Below are 19,304 nucleotides of genomic sequence, written 5' to 3'. Positions count from 1 at the left end.
GTCTGAACCGACCGTATGGCCCGTATGCGAGGAATTCCCCGAACATTCACCGGGGCATTCCCCCGGCGGAAAGGCAGGAGCCCCGTCGCCTGACGGCGCGGGGCTCCTTGGGTACTGCTGGTCGTTCCCGGATCGCGAGGATCAGACCGGGGTGACGTTCTCCGCCTGCGGGCCCTTCGGACCCTGCGTGACGTCGAAGCTCACCTGCTGGTTCTCCTCAAGGGAGCGGAAGCCGCTCGCGTTGATCGCGGAGTAGTGGACGAAGACGTCGGGGCCGCCGCCTTCTTGGGCGATGAATCCAAAGCCCTTTTCGGCGTTGAACCACTTCACGGTTCCGGTAGCCATAAGCCCTCCTTGGGCCCAAAGGGTTGCCCTGCTCCAGAACCAGCAAGTGTGAAGAGCATTCCGCACAATCGCTCATGTCTGAGAACGACGAGAGCCCGCGGTCACATGCTCCGCAGGCTCTGTACTGCAAGGGAAACCAAACTGCAACTTGCGACGAGCCTAGCACGCAGGCTCCCGAATGCAATAGAGGTCAAGATCACGTCACCCGAATGTTTGAACACCTCGTCCGTCACGGACGCCGGTGTCGAACACTCTGGCGATCAAGGGGAACCGTGGGGGGCGAAAGTCCGCGCCCTCGGGGCGAGGGCTAGCCTCACGATGTGGACAATCCTCGCACCCGGCCGCGCGTCGGCCACATCCAGTTCCTGAACTGCCTGCCCCTGTACTGGGGGCTCGCGAGAACGGGCACGCTCCTCGACTTCGAGCTGACGAAGGACACCCCGGAGAAGCTCAGCGAGAAGCTGGTGCAGGGCGATCTCGACATCGGGCCCATCACCCTCGTCGAGTTCCTCAAGCACGCGGACCAGCTGGTCGCCTTCCCGGACATCGCCGTCGGCTGCGACGGCGACGTCATGTCCTGCGTGATCGCCTCGCAGGTCCCCCTGGACCGGCTCGACGGAGCGCGGGTCGCTCTCGGGTCGACCTCCCGCACCTCCGTACGCCTCGCCCAGCTCCTCCTCGCCGAGCGGTATGGCGTCCAGCCCGACTACTACACCTGCCCGCCCGACCTGAGCCTGATGATGCAGGAGGCCGACGCGGCCGTCCTCATCGGCGACGCCGCCCTGCGCGCGAACATGGTCGACGGGCCCCGCTACGGGCTGGACGTGCACGACCTGGGCGCCCTGTGGAAGCAGTGGACCGGCCTCCCCTTCGTCTTCGCGGTGTGGGCGGTGCGCCGCGACTACCTGGAGCGCGAGCCGGTCATCACCCGCAGGGTGCACGAGGCCTTCCTCGCCTCCCGCAACCTCTCCCTGGAGGAGGTCGACAAGGTCGCCGAGCAGGCCGCCCGCTGGGAGGCCTTCGACGAGGCGACCCTGGCGCAGTACTTCACCACCCTCGACTTCAGCTTCGGCGCCCCGCAGCTGGAGGCGGTCGCGGAGTTCGCCCGCCGGGTGGGGCCGACGACCGGCTTCCCGGCGGACGTGAAGGTCGATCTGCTCCAGCCCTGAGGCCGGCGGCGGCCCGGCCACTACCCTGCTGGAAGGTTCCGGCGTACCGGCTCGACGGGGGAGGGGTGGCGCCATGCGGCCGCTCGAAGTGGACGAGCCCACGGTCGTGGGCCCCTACCGGCTGCTCGGCCGGCTCGGTTCCGGCGGCATGGGCCGCGTCTATCTGGGCCGAAGCGCGGGGGGCCGCACGGTCGCGGTGAAGATCGTGCACCCCCACTTCGCGCTGGACGAGGAGTTCCGTACCCGTTTCCGGCGCGAGGTGGACGCCGCCCGCCGGGTCGGTGGCGCCTGGACGGCCCCCGTCCTCGACGCCGACCCCGGCGCCCGGATCCCCTGGGTCGCCACCGCCTACGTGGCCGGCCCGTCCCTCACCGGGGCGGTCACCGAAACCGGCCCGCTGCCCGCGCCCACCGTACGGGCGCTGGGCGCGGGGCTGGCCGAGGCGCTGACGGCCGTACACGCGCTGGGCCTGGTGCACAGGGACGTGAAGCCGTCCAACGTCCTCCTCACCCTCGACGGGCCCCTGCTGATCGACTTCGGCATCGCCCGCGCGACCGGGGGCACCGCGGCCCTGACGTCGACGGGCGTGTCGATCGGCTCCCCCGGCTACATGGCCCCCGAGCAGATCCTGGGCAAGGGCGTGACCGGCGCGGCGGACGTCTTCTCCCTCGGCGCGGTGCTGGCGTACGCGGCCACGGGCAGCCCGCCGTTCCCCGGGGACTCGTCGGCGGCGCTGCTGTACAAGGTCGTGCACGAGCCGCCGGAACTGGACGGGCTGGAGGGCGAGCTGCGTGAGCTGACCGAGGCGTGCCTCGCCAAGGACCCGTCGGCGCGGCCCACTCCCGCCGAGCTGTCCGGCCGGCTCGCTCCGGAGGGGGGTGCGGCCGGGCTGATGACGAACGGGTGGCTGCCGGGGCGGCTGGTGGAGCAGGTGAGCCGGGCGGCTGTGCGGTTGCTGAACCTGGAGGCCACGGGGGGTGGGGACGAGGCTTCGGGGCCGGTGGGGTTCAGCCGGGCGTCGGTGAGCGGGGGACCGGAGGGGGCTTCCGCGTCGGGGCCCGGGGACGGGGCGGACACGGGGGGTACGGCGTCGGGTGAGTCCCCGGCCCAGGGCTTCGGACCGTCCGCTGCACCGGCGTCCGGTGTCTTCGGCCCGCCGCCCGTGATGCCGCCGTCCGTCGGGAACGGGCCGGGCGTCACCGGCGTACCGGGGCCGCGCGACGGGCGGTCGAACGGGACCGGGCACCCGGCGGCCGGCCACGGGACGGGGCATCCACCGACCGCCCCCGCGACCCCGCACCCGTCGTCCGCCGACAGCCCCACGGACGGCCCCCGCCCCGGCAGGCTCTCCGTCTCCGTCGCGGCCACCTCCGCCCCGGGAGCCGGCGGCCGGGGCCGGCGGGTGAGCTGTACGGTCGCCGTCGCCGTCGCGGGGGCGCTGGCCGCGGTCACCGTCGGCTCCGTGTTCGTGTTCGACGTGCTGCCCGGGGGCCCCGGCGGCACCTCCCACTCCGACGACGACGGCGGCCGGTCCGGCGAACCGGCCTCCCCCCTCACGGTCCCGGTGACCTACCTCGGCACCTGGGAGGGCCAGGCCAGTTCCCGCGAGAGCATTGCCATTCCGCTCGGCACGTTCCGGGTGACGCTCAAGCAGGCGAAGGTGGGGGAGAAGGTCGGCACCCTGAGGCACACGGACATCTTCGGCGGTGTCTGCGACGACGTGCTCACCCTCAAGCAGGTCACGGAGAAACACCTCGTCACGACCTCCGCCGGCGCGGAGTCCAACCGCGACGTCTGCAACCCGGCCCGCCACACGGTCCTCCTCACCCCGGTCGGCGACGACCTCGTCTACGAGTCCGACAGCAAGGAATCGGGCTCACCGAAGGCCCGGTTGTCGAAGATCGAGTGAGTGCCCTCCGGTTACGCCCGGCCGTCGTGCGCCGCCCGGCACTCACTAATGTGTGTGCGTCGGCGAACGGCAGCGGGCGTCCGGCGCAGGGCCACAACCGAGGCAACGTACGTGGCCGCAGGGCCGACGGGGGAGGACGAACCACCATGCAGATGCTGGTCACGGTCGTACGGGAGGGCGGTCGGCCGCAGGACGTCGTCGTCGCCACGGACGACACCGCCACGGCCGGCGATGTCGCGCAGGCACTGGCGACCGCCCTCGGCGGGCCCGGCCTCCCGGCGGGCGCGACCGGCAATGTGGTCGCCCTGCCGTACGGCCATGGCGCGGCGGCGGCCGCCGGAACGCCGCGGCTGTGGGCCGACGGCGAGCGCTGTGACCCCTCCGCGCCCGCCACCGCCGTACTCCAGGACGGTATGCGGGTCTCGGTCGACGACTCGATCGGCCCGCTGCTGCGCAAGGGCGAACCGGTCGGACAGTACGAACTGAGGGTGGCCGGCGGTCCCGCCTCCGGGCGGGTGGTCCGGCTGGGCGCGGGAGCCGCCACCGCCGGTTCCGCGCCCACGTGTTCGCTGCCCCTGAGCGACACGACGCTGCCGCCGGTCGCCCTGCGGATCACCATCGACATGAAGGGCGGCACCACGCTCGCCCCCGAGGGCGGCGCCGAGATCCTGCTCGACGACCGGCCGGTGACCTCCGCCACCCCCTGGCCGCTCGGCGGCGTCGTCCGCGCCGGTGACTCGCTGCTCGTACTCGACAGGGTCGCGGAGCCCGACGCCCACCTGTCCGCGATGAGCGAGGGCGGCCTCGCCTACAACCGGCCGCCCCGGCTGTCCCCGCTGCGGCCCCGGCGACGACTGGTCGTCCCCGTACCGCCCACCAAGGGGGACCGGGCCCGGTTCCAGTTCATCATGGCGTTCATGCCCATGCTCTTCGGCATCGGCATGTGGTTGCTCACCAAGCAGATCTACATGCTGCTCTTCTGCCTGATGAGCCCGATGATGATGGCCGGCCAGTGGCTCAGCGAGAACCGCGAGGGCAAGAAGAAGCACAAGACGTCCGTCAAGCAGTACAAGAAGGACATCGCCGCCCACAAGGCGGAACTCGCCGTCCTCGGCGAGGAGGAGCAGCGCGCCCGCCGCGCGGACAGCCCCGACCCGGCGGAGGTCCTGCTGTTCGCCACGGGACCGCGCCGCCGTCTGTGGGAGCGCCGGCTCACCGACCCGGACGCCCTGCAGCTGAGGGTCGGCTCCGGCAGCCTCCCGTCCGACGTCGAACTCGTCCTGGGCCGCGGCGGTTCCCTGTACGAGGAGGAGCGCCCGGAGCCGCCGGTTCTCCCCGACGTTCCCGTCACCCTTCCCTTCACCGAGCTGGGCGTGGTCGGTGTCGCCGGGGACCGGGCGCGGGCGCTGGCCACCGCCCGCTGGCTCGGCGTCCAGGCGGCGGTGCTGCACAGCCCCCGTGACCTCTCCCTCGTGACGCTCGCCGCCACCCCGGACGCCGGCGCCGACTGGCAGTGGGTGCACTGGCTGCCCCACACCAACCCCGACCAGGGACAGAACTGCGTCGCGCTGGTCGGCTTCGACTCCGAGGGGATCACCCGCCGTGTCAACGAGCTTTTGAACGAGCTCGCCCGGCGCAAGGCGTCCCGCGAACAGAACAGCATGACCGGCCAGTTGTACCCGGACGCCACCGTCCTGCTGATCCTCGACGGCGCCCGGCTGCTGCGCCGCGTACCCGGTGTGCCCCAACTCCTCGCGGAAGGGCCTCAGTACGGCATTCTCGCCCTGTGCGTCGACGAGGACGAGCGGCTGCTGCCGGAGGAGTGCAAGGCCGTCGTCGCCTGGTCCCCCGACTCCGCCCACCACGTCCGGGTGCGCGGCCACGGGCTGGAGGCCGCCGGGGACGTCCTCGCCGACCAGGTCACGCCCGAGTGGTGCGAGCTGCTCGCCCGCTCCCTCGCCCCTGTCCGGGACGTCAGCCGCGACGACGCGGGCAGCGCCCTGCCCACCTCCGCCCGGCTGCTGACCCTGCTGGGCATGCCGGATCCGACCGGGGTGGACGTCGAACGGATCTGGCGGACGGGCGGCTCCACCACGGCGGCTCCCGTCGGTATCGCCGCCGACGGCCCCTTCGTCCTCGACATCCGGCGCGACGGACCGCACGCGCTGGTCGCCGGCACCACCGGCGCCGGCAAGTCGGAGCTCCTGCAGACGATCATCACCTCGCTGGCCGTCGCCAACCGCCCCGACGCCCTCAACTACGTCCTCATCGACTACAAGGGCGGCAGCGCCTTCATGGACTGTGCCCGGCTGCCGCACACGGTCGGCATGGTCAGCGACCTCGACGCCCACCTCACCGAGCGGGCCCTCGCGTCCCTCGCCGCCGAGCTGCACCGGCGCGAGAAGATCCTCTTCGACGCCGCCGCCAAGGACATCGAGGACTACAACGACACCCGGGCGCTCCGCCCCGAGCTGGAGCCGATGCCCCGACTGGTCCTCGTCATCGACGAGTTCGCCTCCCTGGTCGCGGAACTCCCCGACTTCATCGCCGGACTGGTCGACATCGCCCGCCGCGGCCGCTCCCTCGGCGTGCACCTGGTCCTGGCCACCCAGCGTCCCGCCGGTGTCGTCAGCGCGGACATCCGCGCCAACACCAACCTCCGTATCGCGCTGCGGGTGACGGACGCCTCCGAGTCCATCGACGTCATCGAGGCCCCGGACTCCGGCGCCATCGCCAAGTCCACACCGGGCCGGATGTACGTACGCTCCGGTGCGCAGTCCCTCGTCGGCGTGCAGTCGGCCCGGATCGGCGGCCGGCGCCCGGCCACGGGCGGTTCGGGTCCGAAGGCGACGCTGCTGCCGCTGCCCTGGAACGCGTACAGCCGCCCGCTGCCCAGGCGGGCCGAGGCCGAGGACGACGGCACCATGGTCACGGACCTCGCGGTCCTCGTCGACGCGGTACGGGACGGCGCACAGCGCATGGGCTTCGGCGCACAGCGCAGCCCGTGGCTGCCGCCGCTGTCCGAGCAGGTCACCCTGGACGAACTCGCGGCGCACGGGGCCCCGCCGGCTTCGTCGTCGGACATCGCCCCGATCCCGTACGGCCTGATCGACCTGCCGGCCAAGCAGTCCCGGACGCCGCTGTCCCTGGACGTGGTGCACGGCGAGCACACCATGCTCCTCGGCGGCGCCCGCTCCGGCCGCTCCACCGCGCTGCGGACCCTGGCGGGCTCACTGGCCCGCAGCACGCCCCCGGACGACGTGCACCTGTACGGCATCGACTGCGGTTCCAACGCCCTGCTGCCGCTGATGCGGCTGCCGCACGTCGGCGCCGTGGTCACCCGCGACGAACCGGACCGCGTACGGCGCCTCATCGAACGCCTGCTGGCGGAGATCGCCCGCCGACAGCAACTCCTCGCCATGGAGGGGGCGTCCAGCGCCGCCGAACAGCGCGCCACAGCCGCTCCCGAGGACCGCCTCCCCTGGATGGTGCTCCTGCTGGACAGCTGGGAGGGCTTCGCCTCCACCTTCGAGAGCTACAACTACGGCCAACTGCTCGAAGCGGCCCAACGCATCTTCCGCGAGGGCTCGGCGGTCGGCCTCAAGGTCGTCATGACCGCCGACCGCAGCGGACTGAGCGGCCATGTCTCGTCCGCCTTCGCCGACCGCCTGGTGCTGCGCTTCGCCGACCCGAACGACTATTCCACGGCCGGTCTCCAAGCCCGTGAGGTCCCCAAGAACATGCCCCCGGGACGCGCCCTGCGCATCACGGACACCGGCGTGGACGAGACCCAGATCGGCCTGCTCGCCGCCGATCCCGCCGGCCAGGCGCAGGTGCGGGCGCTGCGTGAGATCGCGGAGGAGTCGGCCGCCCGCCACGGCCGTATCCCGGCGGGCCGGCGCCCCATGCGGGTCGACGCCCTGCCGTCCCGCATCACGGTGACCGAGGCGCTGGCCCTCGACCCCGACTTCACCGCCCCGTCCCCGCTCTGGGCGCTGGTCGGCGTCGGCGGCGACGAGCTCCGGCCGGTCGGCGTCGACCTGGAGGAGAACGGCCCCGGCTTCGTCATCGCCGGACCGCCGAAGTCCGGCCGCTCGACCCTGCTGGTGGCCGCCACGGAGACGCTGCTGCGCTCCGGCACACCGGTGGTGCTGGTCGCTCCGCGCCGCTCACCGCTGCGCGAACTGGAGGGCCGGGACGGCGTCCTGGGCCTGCTGAACGCGGACAGCCGCGAGGAGGACCTGGACGCGCTGGTGGAGAAGGCGTCCGGCGGCGCGTACGTCGTGATCGTCGACGACGCGGAACTCCTCTACGACACCCGCCTCGATGAGGCCCTGGAAGCCGTCGTCCGCAAGGGTGCCGACGGCGGTATCGGCCTCGTCGCGGCCGGCTCCACGGACAGCCTCTCGGGTCAGTACCGCGGCTTCGCGGTAGAGGCCCGCAAGTCCCGCAACGGCCTGCTGCTGACCCCGCAGAGCCCGTCGGAGGGCGAACTCTTCGGCATTCGCCTCCCGTCGAACAGCGGGGGCGGGGCGGCGGGGAGCGGATTGTTCGTGAGCGGGGGCTCGTTCATGCCGGTCCAGGCGGTGGTGAGCGGGTGAGGAGTAGCCTGCGGCGGCGAATCGTCCCTACGATCGCTGCTGCAAGGAGGAAGGCGGCCATAGCTGAGCTGCCGTAGGCGGGCAGATTGGCGGGCGGATGGGTGACCCAGGCATCGGGAAGACTGCGGTGCGGGTCACCAGGGTCGTAGGTGACGAGCAGTGCGTCGCCGGGACGGACATCGGGGAGCATCCCGGCGTACTCCCCGAGCTTGATTTCCGTTCCTGACCTGGGTCCCTGAACGAGCGTGAACTTCACATACTTGGGCTTGTTGTCGACTTTGGTGACTCTCGCGGCGTCGGTGACTCCCCTGTCGCGCAGCTCCTCAACCAGGAAATGGGCCGGAAGCCAGAAGGCGAGGGCCAGTGCGACACACAGCAGGCCGCCGCCGAGGACACCGAAGATGATGCGGCGCTCTGGAATCGGTGGACGTGGTCTGCCGTTGCTGCCGTTCATGAGAACCATCCGCCGACTGTCTTCCTGACACTTGATGCCGCGTCGCTCACGGCTTCGCCCGCGTCCTTCACGGTGTCTGTGACCGCGTTGATCGCTTCCTTTCCGGGGTCGCTCTTGAGGAGGTACGAGATTCCGTATCCGGCACCGAACCCGACAATGATTCCGGCGCCAATTCCCCACCCCACAGGACCACCGGCCGCCGAGACAGCCGCTACACCCAGCCAGGTGCCACCAGCCCCGGCAGCCATCCCACCCGCGTTCGCGGCGACGGCGACGTCCATCTCCTCCCCGTGGTCGATGTCCCACCCAATGGCCCCGACCGTGAGTACCGTGCCGACCAAGGGGAGTTTGCCGCCCGTGTGGAGTGCGCGGCCGAAGAGGGTTGTCGAGCTGGGCGGTCGAAGGCCGGGCACCTTGCCGATGAGCCAGCTGCCACCGTCCGCGACGGAGAACTCCATCAGCCGCGAGAACCCGCCCATGCCGAACCTGCCGAGAATGCGTTCCGCCTCGGCGGCCGACTCCGTGGCGACCCGGCCCGCACGCTTCGCCGCGTTCTTGCACCGCCTCCTCTCGGCTTTGGTCATGCTGTGGAAGCGCTGGTCGCGCAGCCGACGCGCCTCGTCGGAGAAGTCCTGCGACTCCTCCCAGAAATGACCGGCGTATTTCGCCTGCATGCCCACCACCGACGCCAGCAGCCCGACCGTGTCGGACCATGTGTCGTTCGGGTCGCCGAGCTTCTTCACGGCGATCCGCGTGTGCTTCCAGGCGAGCGCCCAGAGGCCGGCGTCGTCGCCCTGCATGAGCGCCCTGTTGAACACGGCCGTCGGCTCGTCCTCGCCGATGTCCCCGTGGAACAGGGCGACTGTCCTGCTGAAGCCGGGCGCGGGCGTGTCCGTGCCGACCGCGGTCGTGAAGGCGGAGCCGAACACCTTCGCGTCGCTCTCCGCCGTCGGCGCGTGGGCGGCGGCGACGGTCACCGGAAGCACCTTCAGCAACTCGGGATCGAGCGCGGCGTAGAACGCCGAGGCGAAGTCCGCGTCCCCTCGGTGTGCCGCCAGCTCCTCGGCGATCCGATGGAACTCCGCACCGGCGGCGCCCGGGTCGAGCGCGCCCGCCTTGTCGGCCCCCTCGGCGAGCTTCCTGCCCCGCCCCCTCGCCTCGCCGGCCGTCGGAACGGGCTCGGGCAACCGGACCATGGCCCCGCTGCCCTCGCGTCTCCCGGGATCCGTCTCCATGGCTGCCGCGAGAGCCTGCCTCCGGCGCAGTATGGGAAGTTCGTCGTCCACCCAGCCGGCGATCTTCCCGATCTCCGTCAGCTGCGCGGTGTCCAGACCGAACCGGTTGAACCTGGGGAGGTACGAGGTCTTCGCGGTCTTCAGCGCCTTGCTGCCGGATTCCAGCCTGTCGATGGTCCGTAGAAGGTTGTCCGGATTGATGCCGGAGAAATCGGGGTCGACCACGGGGATTTTCCTATTCCTCGTCCGAGGCGAGCCGAGGATCGACGAGTACGCTCCGGGCGCCCGAACCCTCCAACGCGCCCTCGACCTCCCCCACCGGGAGGACGGCCCACGGCTGCCGCTCACCCATGGCCTCGACCAGCAGCGGCACCGAGGTGAACGCGAGCGCGACGAGCTGCTCCTGCCCATCGGCACCGGTGACGGGAACGAGCGTCACCTCGACCGTGCCTTCGTCGTCGGGAGGGGAGCTGCTCATCGTCGGCAGGACGAGGTATTCGGAAGTCACCGGCTTAGATTATGAGGCGCCGAGAGCGGGAGCAATTCCCAACGGAATATGAAAGTCGGAAGGTATGAGAAATGACGGGACCTGAGGCCGGTATTCCCAATCCCCGGAAAGCGGATCTGCGGAAGCTGCGCGGTGACCTGGCCAAGGAGGTGGATGACCTGGCGCGGGCTCTCAAGGCACCGGCGGAGGACCTCGGGGGCGAAAAGGTCTGGGTGGGGAAGAACGCGCGGGCCTGGCACCGGGAGCTCGCCGGGCGGCACCGCAGGCTGGGGCAGCAGATGGGCCTGTTGCTGCCGCTCCTCGACGCGGCCATCCGCGGCGAGCCGGAGAAGGTGTCGGCGGCGGAGGCCCGCTCGTACCGCGCGGGCGCCTGACAACGGCGGGGCGCCGGGGCCGTCACCCTCAAGGGGTTGGCCCCGGCGCCCCGGCCGGTTCGTGACTCCGCGTGTTCCGCCCTGGGATCAGGTGGCGCGCTCGATGTTGTCGGCGCTGGTGTTCGCGGACTTGCTGGCCTCGTTCAGCGTGTCGACCCACTTCTCGAAGGTCGGCTTCACGTCGCGCCAGTCGTCCCGGAACCGGTCGGCCTTCGGGCCCTTCCAGTAGCCGGTGCTGTCGGCCGTGGCCGTCTGAAGGTCCTTGATCAGGAGCTGAAGGTCGTGCGCCTTGCGGGCGTACGTCTTCGACAACTCCCGGAGCCGTGTGAGATCTGCACCGCGATCCATGGTGATCCTCCCCGTGTCATCAGGAACAAGCGGACTGTCCGTTTGCAACAGTGGACGCTATCGCACCACGCCCAGTTCCTGTCTGGCGCAGAAGGGTTGGGACCGTTCGGTGAACAACATGTGCGTGTCCGGCGAGGACCGGCCGACGGGGTCCCGGGGCGCACGGGAGGCTGCGACCGTATCCTGGCCGTCCGGACAGCGGGGGAGGCTGCTATGGCACATCCTGACATACAGGAACTCAACCAGCGCGCGAGCAAGTTGCGTTCGCTGGCCGACCACATCGACTCACTGGTCGACACGGCCAAGAACCACGGCACCACCGGGATGAAGTCCTGGTCGGGCCCCAACGCCGACGACGTCCGAGGCAAGCTGAAGGGCTGGCAGACGAAGTGCGGCACGGTCGCCAAGGCCCTGCGTGACGAGGCACAGCAGTGCACGCAGGATGCCAAGGACCTCCAGGACAAGAAGAAGTAGGAAAGCGGATGCGTCGGCCGGCTCGCTAATCTCCTGTCCGTGCGAGCCGCACGGCCTGCTCGGTGATCTCCGAGACCTCGAACCCAACTCCCGCGAACTCCACGGGATCGCCCACGCGTACGTCCTTGTAGGCGGCGACCGGGATCGTCGCGCAGTTCGCCGCGATGCCGGCCGTGCCCGTCTTCGTGTCGAGGTAGGAGACGGTGAGGGACAGGCCGGTCGGGAAGCGCTGGACTCCGCCGTTGCCGACGAGGGACAGCTGTTCGCCCGCGGCGGGGAAGCCGGCCGCGGCGGCGGCCAGGACGGCCCCGTTGGTGGTGAAGCACAGGGGTGCGTCCGCCGGTCCGCCCGGCGGCTTCATGGATTCGGGGGCCGCGGCGAGCGCGGTCCTGTCCTCGGCGGTCCTCGGTTCGAGTACGACGCGGTACGAGCAGATCTGCCGGACGGTGTAGGCGTGGCCGGAGACGGTGACCTCGGAGCCGGGTTCGACCGTCCACTCCCGCTGGCCGGACTCGTACCGCTCCCCGTCCCGCAGGGTCGCCGTACGGGTCGTGCCGTCGGCGTCGGCACCGGCGTACTGCACACCCCCGCCGCCCGGCAGCCGGAAGCCGCCGCCGCGCAGCACGTGCGGCCCCTCCGGCGACTTCTCTCCGGCACAGACCGGGCCCTTGTCCCCGGGTGCCGCCCGGGTCGTCTCGGGTGCGTTCGTAGGCTCCCCGCCGCCCCCGCCGGACGACGACCCGCAGCCGGCCAGCGTGAGCAGGGCCAGCGCGGGCACTGCGATGCGGTACCTACTCACCGGCTTCCTCCTTCGTCTCCTCGGGGGCGCGTTCCAGGACGACATGGGTCCGGTACTCGACCTCCGTCACCCGCCACACATCCCCGGTGATCTCCACCGGACTCCCGGGAACCAGTTCGTCGTACTCGGCGATGAACTGTCCGTCGCGGTTGATCTGGATCCGGCCGTGCACGGACGGCTGGGCGAAGATCGTGGCGACGATCCGGTGGGTGTGACCGTCGTGTTCCACGGTGTACGGAATGTGGTAGCGGAGCACCCAGCGGCCGTCGATCTCGAACGGATACTTCACCTGGGGGCGGTCGGGCTGGTGGTCACGGGACATCGAACGCCTCCGGCGACTGGAAGTACTGGTCGAACTGCTCCTGCGTCACGGTGATCGGCGGATAGCCGGACGTTCCCCAGGGATTGCCGAGGATGACCTTGCCGTCGTCGGTGAAGCCGCGGACGTAGTAGGCGTGGTTGCTGTGGTAGGTGCTGCCCCATTCCTGGGGGTGGTTCTTGTCCAGGCTCTCGTCGGCCGGTGTGGAGACGGTGACGACCTGCCCGGACTCGAAGGCCCTCTTCAGGGAGCCGAGGTTCTTGTCGTCGTGCTCGCCGAGGCCGAGGAAGCCACCGGTTCTCAGGTCCTCGCCCTCCTGGCCGGTGAGGTAGGGGGCGGACTTCTTCGGGTCGTCGCCCTCGATGCCGCCGTAGCCGCGTTCGCCGTCCCCGTCCTCGGAGTAGACCATCGCGAAGGCCTTCTCGTAGTACGCGGGCCAGGACTCGCCGTTGCCGTACGTGCTGATCGGGTTGCCGTTCTGGTCGGTGGGAAGGTCGGCGGTCATGGTGACCCAGTGGTAGGTGCCCTCCTTGTCCCAGACACGGACGCTGACCGTGCCGTTCGGGTTCTCCTTGATGCCCTCCTGGACGAACCGGGGGTTCTTCTGCGCGAGGCCGGCGAGCGAGGCGACGTACCAGCAGTCACCGAACTGGTTCTGGTTGACGTCGTCGGCGGAGACGCCGTTCTGGAACAGCGGGTCGCCGGGTGGTGCCCAGTGGATGCCGCTGTTGGTCTGGCCGTTCTGGTTGTTGCCGCCCTGTTCGTACGCGCCGGTGTTGGTGAACGTCGGCTGCGTGCCGGGGAAGGCGGTCTGGAACCTGGGCACGTTCTGGGGGCTGATCTTCGACAGCATCAGGCTGAGGGTGTCCCGGCGCCTGTCCTCGGGGAGGCCGTTCTCGTCGAACGGGTTCCAGAGGGAGTCGCCCGTGTCGGTCAGGAGTTCGTTGTAGAAGGCGAGGTCCTTCGGGGACGCCTTCGTCATGAGGGCGTCGAGTTCGGCGGCCGTCAGCCCGTCGAGTTCGCCGGATATCTTCTCCAGGTCGTCGCGGTTGCCGTTGGTGCCGAAGTCCTTGCCGTCCAGGGCCCGCAGATTGCGCAGGGCCTCGTCGATCTTCTTGGCGTCGGGGGCGTTCTCGTCGAGGAACACGCTTCCGTCGGCGACGGGATACCCCTTCCCCGCCAACTCCCGGACGCCCTCCAACTGCTTGATCCGGCGCTTCATCGACGCCTGCATGTCGCCCAGTTCGCCGGACAGGGAACCGGGCAGCCGGCGGCGCCCGCCGAAGAACGACGGCATCGGGACGAGGTCCCCGACAAGCGCCTGCAGATCGGGGTCGCGGGAGGCGCTCTGCCCCGACGGCAGGTCCTGCTGGGCGGAGGTCAGAAGCGCGGCCAGCCGGCTGTGCAGCTTGCCCGCGTTGCCGGCGAGGGTGTCGAGGTCGCCTGCGAGCGCGGTGAGCTTCGGGGCGTCGAAGCCTCTGAATCCCATCAGTTGCCACCCGTCCCGGTCTTGGCCTTGTCCTTCTCCTTGGCTTGCCGGTCCAGTTCGTCGGCCTGGCTCTCCCACCGCGTGGCATCGGCCAGCAGGGCGCCGCCCATACCGCCCAGACTGCGCTGCCGCTGCTGCAACAGGGCGGTGCACTCGTCGGCGTACGGCCCCTGCCAGATGGCGTCGGTACCGTGCGCCGCCCGGGGAGTCGCCTTCTTCACGGCGTCGTCGAGAAACGGCCCCAGACTGCGCGCCAGCGTCCGCGCCTCCCGCGCACACTCCCGCAACCGCCCGGCCCGCTTCCTCAACTCGGCACCACTGTCCGCATCCGCAGGCCCCACAGCCGACTTCCTCCCCGTTGACCGCAATTGTCCGGCGGTAACACGCAAGTTGACGCACCGGATCGCCGGTGAAGCATACGAGAACCGGTCACGTGCCATGGTTGCGGACAGAAATATCCGCGACCGGCGCAGACCCGCCACATAAGGATTCGGGTGCAGGGCGGCACATTGATTACCTTTGCTTTACTGGCCTATGGCGTGGTGAACCCTTCCCGTACTGGGGTTGATGCGGTGATTGCGTCACAATTTCACCTATGTCGTTTTTGTGGTCCGGAGGCACGTGGATGAGTGGGGTTTCCTTCGAGCTCCAGCGCACGGCATCGTCCCGAGGGCGCCGAGGGGAGGTTTTCTCGTGGGTCGGCACCGTCGACGGGTTGGGGGGTATCGAGCTGACCTTTCCGACGGAGCACAGCGACTATCCGCCGGAGTACTGCGAGGTGGCGGTGAGCGGCGACAGTGTCCCCCTCGTCACATATCTGGGACTGCGCTACCTCCGGCGCCCGCTCCTGGCCAGAGGGGAACTACGCGTCGACTGGGATCCGGCGGACCTCTCCCGCAACGTCTATCTGCCGGGCCGACAGGGGCGGGCCCTTCGCCTACAGGTCAAGGGGCGTCCGTACACCTATGTCCAGACGGGCGGCAAGCGCAGCCATGAACTGGCCCGGCCGGGCGCGAGTGTCCGCATGAGGCGTTCCAGTTGGAACAACCCGCAGACCCTCTCGGGGACCTGCTCAGGCGCACCGGACGCCCTTGACATCAGCCTCGCCGTCGTACTGGAGGCCGTGTACACGCGGAATCTGTCGATGCCCGGTGCTCTGGTGTCGATGCCTGGGCGCTTTCTGAACCGGTGCAATTTTCTCTGATTTCCTGGGGGATACAACAGAATGCCTTCCTTGGATACGGCGCGACGTCGGCTGCGGCTGTCCGACGCCCATATCAGCGTGCTCGGGGTCCTCGTCGAGGAGGACCGGTTGCCGGACGAGTTGTCGCAGGCGCGGGACGAGTTGAGGGAAGCGGGGCTGCTCGACGGAGATGACAAGATCGTTGCCGATCTCTATCCGCTGGTTTCCACGTTGATGGCGCCGCGTGTCATCGTGCGCGTGGAGGTCACCGGACCACAGGGTGTCACCAGCAATGGGGCTGTCATCGGCGACGAATTCATCTTCGTCCACGAGGCGTGGCCCGGTTCGACGGAGTCCGAGTACGTGCCGGCCGAGCCCGAGACCCTGGTGTGGTCCCTGGCCAGGATGGTGGACCTGCACAGGGACTTCACCGACGAGGCGGACGGCAGCGAGGTGATCGCGTCGTCCATGGGGCTGTTCGACAAGGTCGTCGAGCGGATGGAGGCCGGTGAGTTCGAGGAGCCGGAGGCCGTGGCGGAAGCGACCGGAGCGCCTTTGCGGCTCTCGGAGACCCTCGCTCAGTTGAACTGCATGTGGCGGATGACCGTGGTCTGGCAGGGAGCGCAAGGGAAGCGAGACCCGGGCGGACTCTCTGTCGCGGCGCTGTCGGTCTGGGACTGCGGCCTGGAGGGCTACTGGCTGCGCGAACTGCCGGCCGAACCGGTCGGTGACGGTCAGGTGGATGCGAACAGCGAGCTGCGGGTGCGACGGACCTCGGCCAAGGAGCTATGGCGCCTGATCACGGCCCTGCTCCCGGACGGGGCACAACTCGCCACTGCTCAGGCGCAGACCTCCTGAGTTCGTCGTCGAGCGGATCCTGACACCGTTCGGTGTTCCGCCGGGAATCCGTCTTCAGGCATCCCGCGTGGAACGCGGCAGATGAATACGGGGAGAAATGAGCGACAGTTCAAAGCGCATGGCCAACCCGTCGGACCTCGAACACCTGGCGAAGCTGTTCGACGGCAGGGGGAATCTGAAGGACAAACTCGACGAGGCCTTCACCCGGGCGTCCCGGCTCGGCGTGCAGGACAAGCTGGCCGCACTGAAGCCTCTACGGTCCTGGACCGGCGAGACCGCCACCGACCTGCGACGGCGGGCCGCCATCCTGCGGGCGGAGAAGGGCGATCCCAAAGCCGCCGCCCTGTACGCGGGCTTCAGACCGGAGGAACTCAACGGCCTGACACTCCCGCCGGACGCGATGCTGATCGCGAATGCCTCCATCGCGAGCGGCGACAAGTTCGATGCCGCATGGCTCAAGCGTGAACCCGGTGAAACTTATCAGGACTGGTTGCAGCGAATTCCCGGAGATGCCGTTGCCAAAGTCAGCGGTAATGAAGACTTCGGTGAGGTGGTTGGTGACTACATAGAGATCACCGCCCTCGCGTCCACCGTCCCGGGCGCCTTCAAAATGGCGACCTTGGGAACACTCAGTCTGATCAAGCGGTTCAAGCACGGTGACTTCTTGAAAGCGCCGGGAACCACACTTGCCCAGATCCTCAAAGGCCGTCCACCGTCCCTGCTTCCCGCCCGAATCGCCAGGCTGGGTGCGCAGATCGGCAGAAGCACACCCCCTGTGGTTCTTGATGTGCTCACCGGATCGGACAGGCTTGCCCAACTCCATGGTGGACGGCTGCATGCCTGGGAGGCCAACCTCCTGAAGGTCGGCAACAACGTTGGTAACTCGTCCCGGGCGGCCGGCGCGAGCAGGCTGGGGGCGTTGAGGTCCGGTACGGGCGCCGCGCTGCGTACGGCAGGCTGGTGGCGGGCAGCCGGGATTGGCGGAAGCGCCGTGGCCACGGGTGTCGGCGCGTTCGATCTCATACAGGAGGGGAATCCTGCCGATGCCTTCAAGCGGGACAAGTTGGGATACGTCTCGAAGGTGTCCGGAGTGGCCTTCAACGCCTCCCTCACCGCAGCCATGGTGGCGCCCAACCCGGTGACCATTGGTGCGGCGGTGGTCACCGGAGCGGTTTACGGTGGAGTCACCCTTTGGCAGAACCGGGAAAAGATCAAAGAATTTCCCGGGAAGATCGCCGACGCGGGAGCCTGGGCGGGCAAAAAGGCCGCAGAAGGTGCCGGCAAGCTGGCCGACGGCGCGAAGAAGTTGGGCAGCGCCCTCAATCCCTTTGATTGATCCAGCGTACGAGCTGAGGTGAGGTCAGCGGTTGATGGACTGGATCTCCTGGACGGTGATGGTCTGGGTGTGGGCGAATGTTCCGTTGGGGAGGGTGCCGCCCGTGTTGCCCGTGCCGGTCCAGGTGATGTGCCAGGTGATCGTGGCCTGGAGGTTGAAGGTCCCCTCGCCGGAGGAGCGGAGGTAGGTGATTCCGCAGGGTGGGGTGCGGTCGGCCTTGCCCTTGGCGTACGGCTCTCCGATGGAGCCGTCGGCGTTGATGGCGCACTCGCCGGAGGCCGGGTGGGTCACGGCGTCGCCGGTTCCCGGCTCCAGCTTCAAGGACACGGGCTCGGCCGTCGTCGTGGCCCGGAGGGCGAAGCCGGGGACGTCGATGGACGCCGTGGCGCTGACCTCGTCGAAGACGGCCTCGTCGAGCCAGGCCCAGGTCGGCAGGTTGACCTTGGTGGTGTCCTCGGGCTTGAGGCTGACCTCGGTGTCGGGCAACTGCATGTGCTGGTAGGCGAGGGCGGCGAGCATCTCCGGGGTGATGGCCTCTTCGTGCTGGGGCGGCGGGGCCTCGCCGTTGTCGACCCAGAAGGGGAGGTCCGTGCACGAGCTGCGCTTCAGGAGGTCGGGTTCGTCGGGGTTCTCGACGCCGGCCCAGAACATGCCCTCGCCGTCCCTGTCGACGTTGTAGTCCTCGTAGCCGGGGGTGTCGGTCCAGCCGTACCCGTCCTCGTAGTGCCGCTTCGTCTCGCCGATCGCCGCGCCCGCGTGCCCCGTCATTCCGGGGAGGGAAGCGGCGTGCTCGAGGTCCCTGGACATCTTCGTCTTGAAGTCCTCGGCGCCGAGATATGGGGCGTACCAGCAGGGTGGGGGCGCCCAATTGACGTCGGTGGAGGTCACGTTTCCCGTACCGCCGTTCTCGGCGACCGAGCCTGAGTACAGGATGCGGGCGGCGGCGTAGATGCCGGTGTCGGTGCTGCCGCCCTTCTCCTCCGTGGTGGCGCCCTGAGTATTGCTCGGCTGCTCTCCCGCGTGGACCGGCCCCGCGAGGGCGATGGCCAGGGCCAGCGTCAGACCGGCAGTGCCGGCCTTGAGGGCCGTCCGTGAACCGGTTACCGGCACTTCGCCGCCTTTGCCTCGACGGACACCTTGGACGCCCGCCACAGGCCCTCCCCGGTGGGGAGCTTGACCATGATGAGCTTGAAGTAGTCGAAGTCCGTGATGCTGGGCGTGCCCTTCAGGACCTTTCCGGTCTTGACCTCTTTGGAATAGAACTTGGTCGAGTCCACGCAGAACGCGACCTCCACCGAGTTGCCGTTCGGAGTGGACCGAGTGCTGGCCTGGTAGTGGCGCCGGGTACCGGTTGACGTCCAGCCACCTTCGAGCCTGGCGCCGATCTGCGTCTTCGCGTACTTCAGGCCGTCGCCTGTGGAGTAGGTGACGACGGCGGCGTCCTCCGTCGTCCGCTTGTCCACCCCCCGATAGATCGCCCGGAAGAAGTTCGCCGCGTCGTCCATGGCGGCCGCCTCGTTCTCGTTGCCCGGCTTCTTCCAGTCGAAGACCAGGTTGATGTCCGCGGGCAGGGACACGTCCACGCCGTCCGGCTTGTCTTCCGCCGGTGCTCCCGAGGGGTCCGCCGACTTGCTCGGCTTCTCCGTCCCCTGGTCGGCGCCGGCGATCTCGTCGCTGTCGCCGGACTTGTCGTCCCCGCCTCCGCAGGCCGACAGCAGCAAGGACGCGGCGGCGGCGAACGCGACAGCAACGGGCAAAGTGCGACGCTTCACAGTGAGCTCCCCGTGGGACGAGACGTAGCGAGTGCCCCGACGATATCGACGGGGTTAGCGGTTTCGCCAACGCGAACTCACCCCCGCTGAAGCGCTTGTACGCGTCGGGCCGAGTCGCATGTGTGCCTTTG

19 protein-coding genes are annotated in these 19,304 nt (G+C 69.5%); 8 read left to right on the top strand and 11 right to left on the bottom strand.

Annotation, left to right across the window (positions count from 1 at the left end; genetic code table 11):
• Positions 1-141 precede the first annotated feature (141 nt).
• Positions 142-345: a cold-shock protein gene (locus ACGFR9_RS30665; protein WP_003992177.1), complete on the bottom strand. Its 204-nt coding sequence runs from the start codon at positions 343-345 to the stop codon at positions 142-144.
• A gap of 320 nt (positions 346-665) precedes the next feature.
• Here ACGFR9_RS30665 and ACGFR9_RS30660 point away from each other — a divergent pair, with 320 nt between their 5' ends.
• The 3 genes from ACGFR9_RS30660 to ACGFR9_RS30650 all read left to right on the top strand — a co-directional run bounded on the left by ACGFR9_RS30660 (position 666) and on the right by ACGFR9_RS30650 (position 8,024).
• Entirely contained in the window at positions 666-1,514 is an 849-nt protein-coding gene (locus ACGFR9_RS30660) for a menaquinone biosynthetic enzyme MqnA/MqnD family protein (RefSeq protein ID WP_393214895.1), read from the top strand.
• A gap of 73 nt (positions 1,515-1,587) precedes the next feature.
• Complete coding sequence (locus ACGFR9_RS30655; protein ID WP_393214892.1) at positions 1,588-3,423, top strand: protein kinase; 1,836 nt, start codon at positions 1,588-1,590, stop codon at positions 3,421-3,423.
• Between the two features lie 146 nt (positions 3,424-3,569).
• On the top strand, positions 3,570-8,024 hold the full coding sequence (locus ACGFR9_RS30650) for an FtsK/SpoIIIE domain-containing protein (RefSeq protein ID WP_393214889.1): 4,455 nt from the start codon (positions 3,570-3,572) through the stop codon (positions 8,022-8,024).
• Here the strand turns inward: ACGFR9_RS30650 and ACGFR9_RS30645 are convergent.
• From ACGFR9_RS30645 to ACGFR9_RS30635, 3 genes are read right to left on the bottom strand one after another with little or no spacing between them, the layout of a single operon-like run.
• Positions 7,993-8,487 carry a hypothetical protein gene (locus ACGFR9_RS30645; RefSeq protein WP_393214886.1) on the bottom strand — a complete coding sequence of 165 codons (495 nt, stop codon included), beginning with the start codon at positions 8,485-8,487 and terminating at the stop codon, positions 7,993-7,995. The two genes, ACGFR9_RS30650 and ACGFR9_RS30645, sit on opposite strands and share 32 nt — an antisense overlap.
• Positions 8,475-9,938: a hypothetical protein gene (locus ACGFR9_RS30640; RefSeq protein WP_393214883.1), complete on the bottom strand. Its 1,464-nt coding sequence runs from the start codon at positions 9,936-9,938 to the stop codon at positions 8,475-8,477. The genes ACGFR9_RS30645 and ACGFR9_RS30640 overlap by 13 nt, the downstream gene beginning before the upstream one ends.
• Positions 9,939-9,948: 10 nt before the next feature.
• Entirely contained in the window at positions 9,949-10,221 is a 273-nt protein-coding gene (locus ACGFR9_RS30635) for an SAV_915 family protein (protein ID WP_393214880.1), read from the bottom strand.
• Between the two features lie 71 nt (positions 10,222-10,292).
• Between ACGFR9_RS30635 and ACGFR9_RS30630 the strand changes: the two genes are divergently transcribed.
• Complete coding sequence (locus ACGFR9_RS30630; protein WP_393214878.1) at positions 10,293-10,595, top strand: hypothetical protein; 303 nt, start codon at positions 10,293-10,295, stop codon at positions 10,593-10,595.
• 87 nt (positions 10,596-10,682) lie between these two features.
• Here the strand turns inward: ACGFR9_RS30630 and ACGFR9_RS30625 are convergent, their stop codons facing one another.
• Complete coding sequence (locus ACGFR9_RS30625; protein ID WP_030221971.1) at positions 10,683-10,943, bottom strand: WXG100 family type VII secretion target; 261 nt, start codon at positions 10,941-10,943, stop codon at positions 10,683-10,685.
• Positions 10,944-11,156: 213 nt separating this feature from the next.
• Here ACGFR9_RS30625 and ACGFR9_RS30620 point away from each other — a divergent pair, with 213 nt between their 5' ends.
• Entirely contained in the window at positions 11,157-11,417 is a 261-nt protein-coding gene (locus ACGFR9_RS30620; RefSeq protein ID WP_393214874.1) for a WXG100 family type VII secretion target, read from the top strand.
• Between the two features lie 25 nt (positions 11,418-11,442).
• On the opposite strand, the gene ACGFR9_RS30615 is transcribed toward ACGFR9_RS30620, so the two are convergent.
• Genes ACGFR9_RS30615 through ACGFR9_RS30600 form a run of 4 tightly spaced genes read right to left on the bottom strand, consistent with a single transcriptional unit; the run spans position 11,443 to position 14,365 of the window.
• A complete protein-coding gene (locus ACGFR9_RS30615) occupies positions 11,443-12,216 on the bottom strand; it encodes a hypothetical protein (protein ID WP_393214871.1) in 774 nt (257 codons plus the stop codon).
• Positions 12,209-12,538 carry a hypothetical protein gene (locus ACGFR9_RS30610; protein WP_393214868.1) on the bottom strand — a complete coding sequence of 110 codons (330 nt, stop codon included), beginning with the start codon at positions 12,536-12,538 and terminating at the stop codon, positions 12,209-12,211. Before ACGFR9_RS30610 ends, ACGFR9_RS30615 begins: the two co-directional genes overlap by 8 nt.
• On the bottom strand, positions 12,528-14,024 hold the full coding sequence (locus ACGFR9_RS30605; RefSeq protein ID WP_393214865.1) for a C2 family cysteine protease: 1,497 nt from the start codon (positions 14,022-14,024) through the stop codon (positions 12,528-12,530). Before ACGFR9_RS30605 ends, ACGFR9_RS30610 begins: the two co-directional genes overlap by 11 nt.
• A complete protein-coding gene (locus tag ACGFR9_RS30600; protein ID WP_393214862.1) occupies positions 14,024-14,365 on the bottom strand; it encodes a hypothetical protein in 342 nt (113 codons plus the stop codon). The genes ACGFR9_RS30605 and ACGFR9_RS30600 overlap by 1 nt, the downstream gene beginning before the upstream one ends.
• A 374-nt stretch (positions 14,366-14,739) precedes the next feature.
• On the opposite strand from ACGFR9_RS30600, the gene ACGFR9_RS30595 reads away from it, so the two are divergent.
• From ACGFR9_RS30595 to ACGFR9_RS30585, 3 genes are all read left to right on the top strand, one after another.
• Positions 14,740-15,228 carry a hypothetical protein gene (locus ACGFR9_RS30595; protein ID WP_311709911.1) on the top strand — a complete coding sequence of 163 codons (489 nt, stop codon included), beginning with the start codon at positions 14,740-14,742 and terminating at the stop codon, positions 15,226-15,228.
• Positions 15,229-15,249: 21 nt separating this feature from the next.
• Positions 15,250-16,065 carry a hypothetical protein gene (locus ACGFR9_RS30590; RefSeq protein ID WP_393214859.1) on the top strand — a complete coding sequence of 272 codons (816 nt, stop codon included), beginning with the start codon at positions 15,250-15,252 and terminating at the stop codon, positions 16,063-16,065.
• Between the two features lie 97 nt (positions 16,066-16,162).
• Positions 16,163-17,401 carry a mucin-2 gene (locus ACGFR9_RS30585; RefSeq protein WP_393214856.1) on the top strand — a complete coding sequence of 413 codons (1,239 nt, stop codon included), beginning with the start codon at positions 16,163-16,165 and terminating at the stop codon, positions 17,399-17,401.
• A gap of 24 nt (positions 17,402-17,425) precedes the next feature.
• Here the strand turns inward: ACGFR9_RS30585 and ACGFR9_RS30580 are convergent, their stop codons facing one another.
• Positions 17,426-18,511 (bottom strand): hypothetical protein, encoded by a 1,086-nt coding sequence (locus ACGFR9_RS30580; protein WP_393214853.1) that lies wholly within the window; start codon positions 18,509-18,511, stop codon positions 17,426-17,428.
• Positions 18,502-19,173 carry a hypothetical protein gene (locus tag ACGFR9_RS30575; RefSeq protein ID WP_393214851.1) on the bottom strand — a complete coding sequence of 224 codons (672 nt, stop codon included), beginning with the start codon at positions 19,171-19,173 and terminating at the stop codon, positions 18,502-18,504. Before ACGFR9_RS30575 ends, ACGFR9_RS30580 begins: the two co-directional genes overlap by 10 nt.
• Positions 19,174-19,304 lie beyond the last annotated feature (131 nt).

Origin of the sequence: Streptomyces sp. NPDC048584, from assembly GCF_043199595.1 — a bacterium.
In the GTDB taxonomy this organism is placed as follows: domain Bacteria; phylum Actinomycetota; class Actinomycetes; order Streptomycetales; family Streptomycetaceae; genus Streptomyces; species Streptomyces edwardsiae.
Note: the sequence above shows the minus strand (reverse complement) of the source record. Positions and strands in the feature narration are given on the sequence as shown.

Excerpts from the sequence above, each read along its gene's own strand:
- ACGFR9_RS30665 (WP_003992177.1), bottom strand. The coding sequence starts at position 345 with ATGGCTACCGGAACCGTGAAGTGGTTCAACGCCGAAAAGGGCTTTGGA.
- ACGFR9_RS30610 (WP_393214868.1), bottom strand. The coding sequence starts at position 12,538 with ATGTCCCGTGACCACCAGCCCGACCGCCCCCAGGTGAAGTATCCGTTC.
- ACGFR9_RS30585 (WP_393214856.1), top strand. The coding sequence starts at position 16,163 with ATGAGCGACAGTTCAAAGCGCATGGCCAACCCGTCGGACCTCGAACAC.
- ACGFR9_RS30605 (WP_393214865.1), bottom strand. The coding sequence starts at position 14,024 with ATGGGATTCAGAGGCTTCGACGCCCCGAAGCTCACCGCGCTCGCAGGC.
- ACGFR9_RS30650 (WP_393214889.1), top strand. The coding sequence starts at position 3,570 with ATGCAGATGCTGGTCACGGTCGTACGGGAGGGCGGTCGGCCGCAGGAC.
- ACGFR9_RS30590 (WP_393214859.1), top strand. The coding sequence starts at position 15,250 with ATGCCTTCCTTGGATACGGCGCGACGTCGGCTGCGGCTGTCCGACGCC.
- ACGFR9_RS30655 (WP_393214892.1), top strand. The coding sequence starts at position 1,588 with ATGCGGCCGCTCGAAGTGGACGAGCCCACGGTCGTGGGCCCCTACCGG.
- ACGFR9_RS30645 (WP_393214886.1), bottom strand. The coding sequence starts at position 8,487 with ATGGTTCTCATGAACGGCAGCAACGGCAGACCACGTCCACCGATTCCA.
- ACGFR9_RS30630 (WP_393214878.1), top strand. The coding sequence starts at position 10,293 with ATGACGGGACCTGAGGCCGGTATTCCCAATCCCCGGAAAGCGGATCTG.
- ACGFR9_RS30625 (WP_030221971.1), bottom strand. The coding sequence starts at position 10,943 with ATGGATCGCGGTGCAGATCTCACACGGCTCCGGGAGTTGTCGAAGACG.
- ACGFR9_RS30620 (WP_393214874.1), top strand. The coding sequence starts at position 11,157 with ATGGCACATCCTGACATACAGGAACTCAACCAGCGCGCGAGCAAGTTG.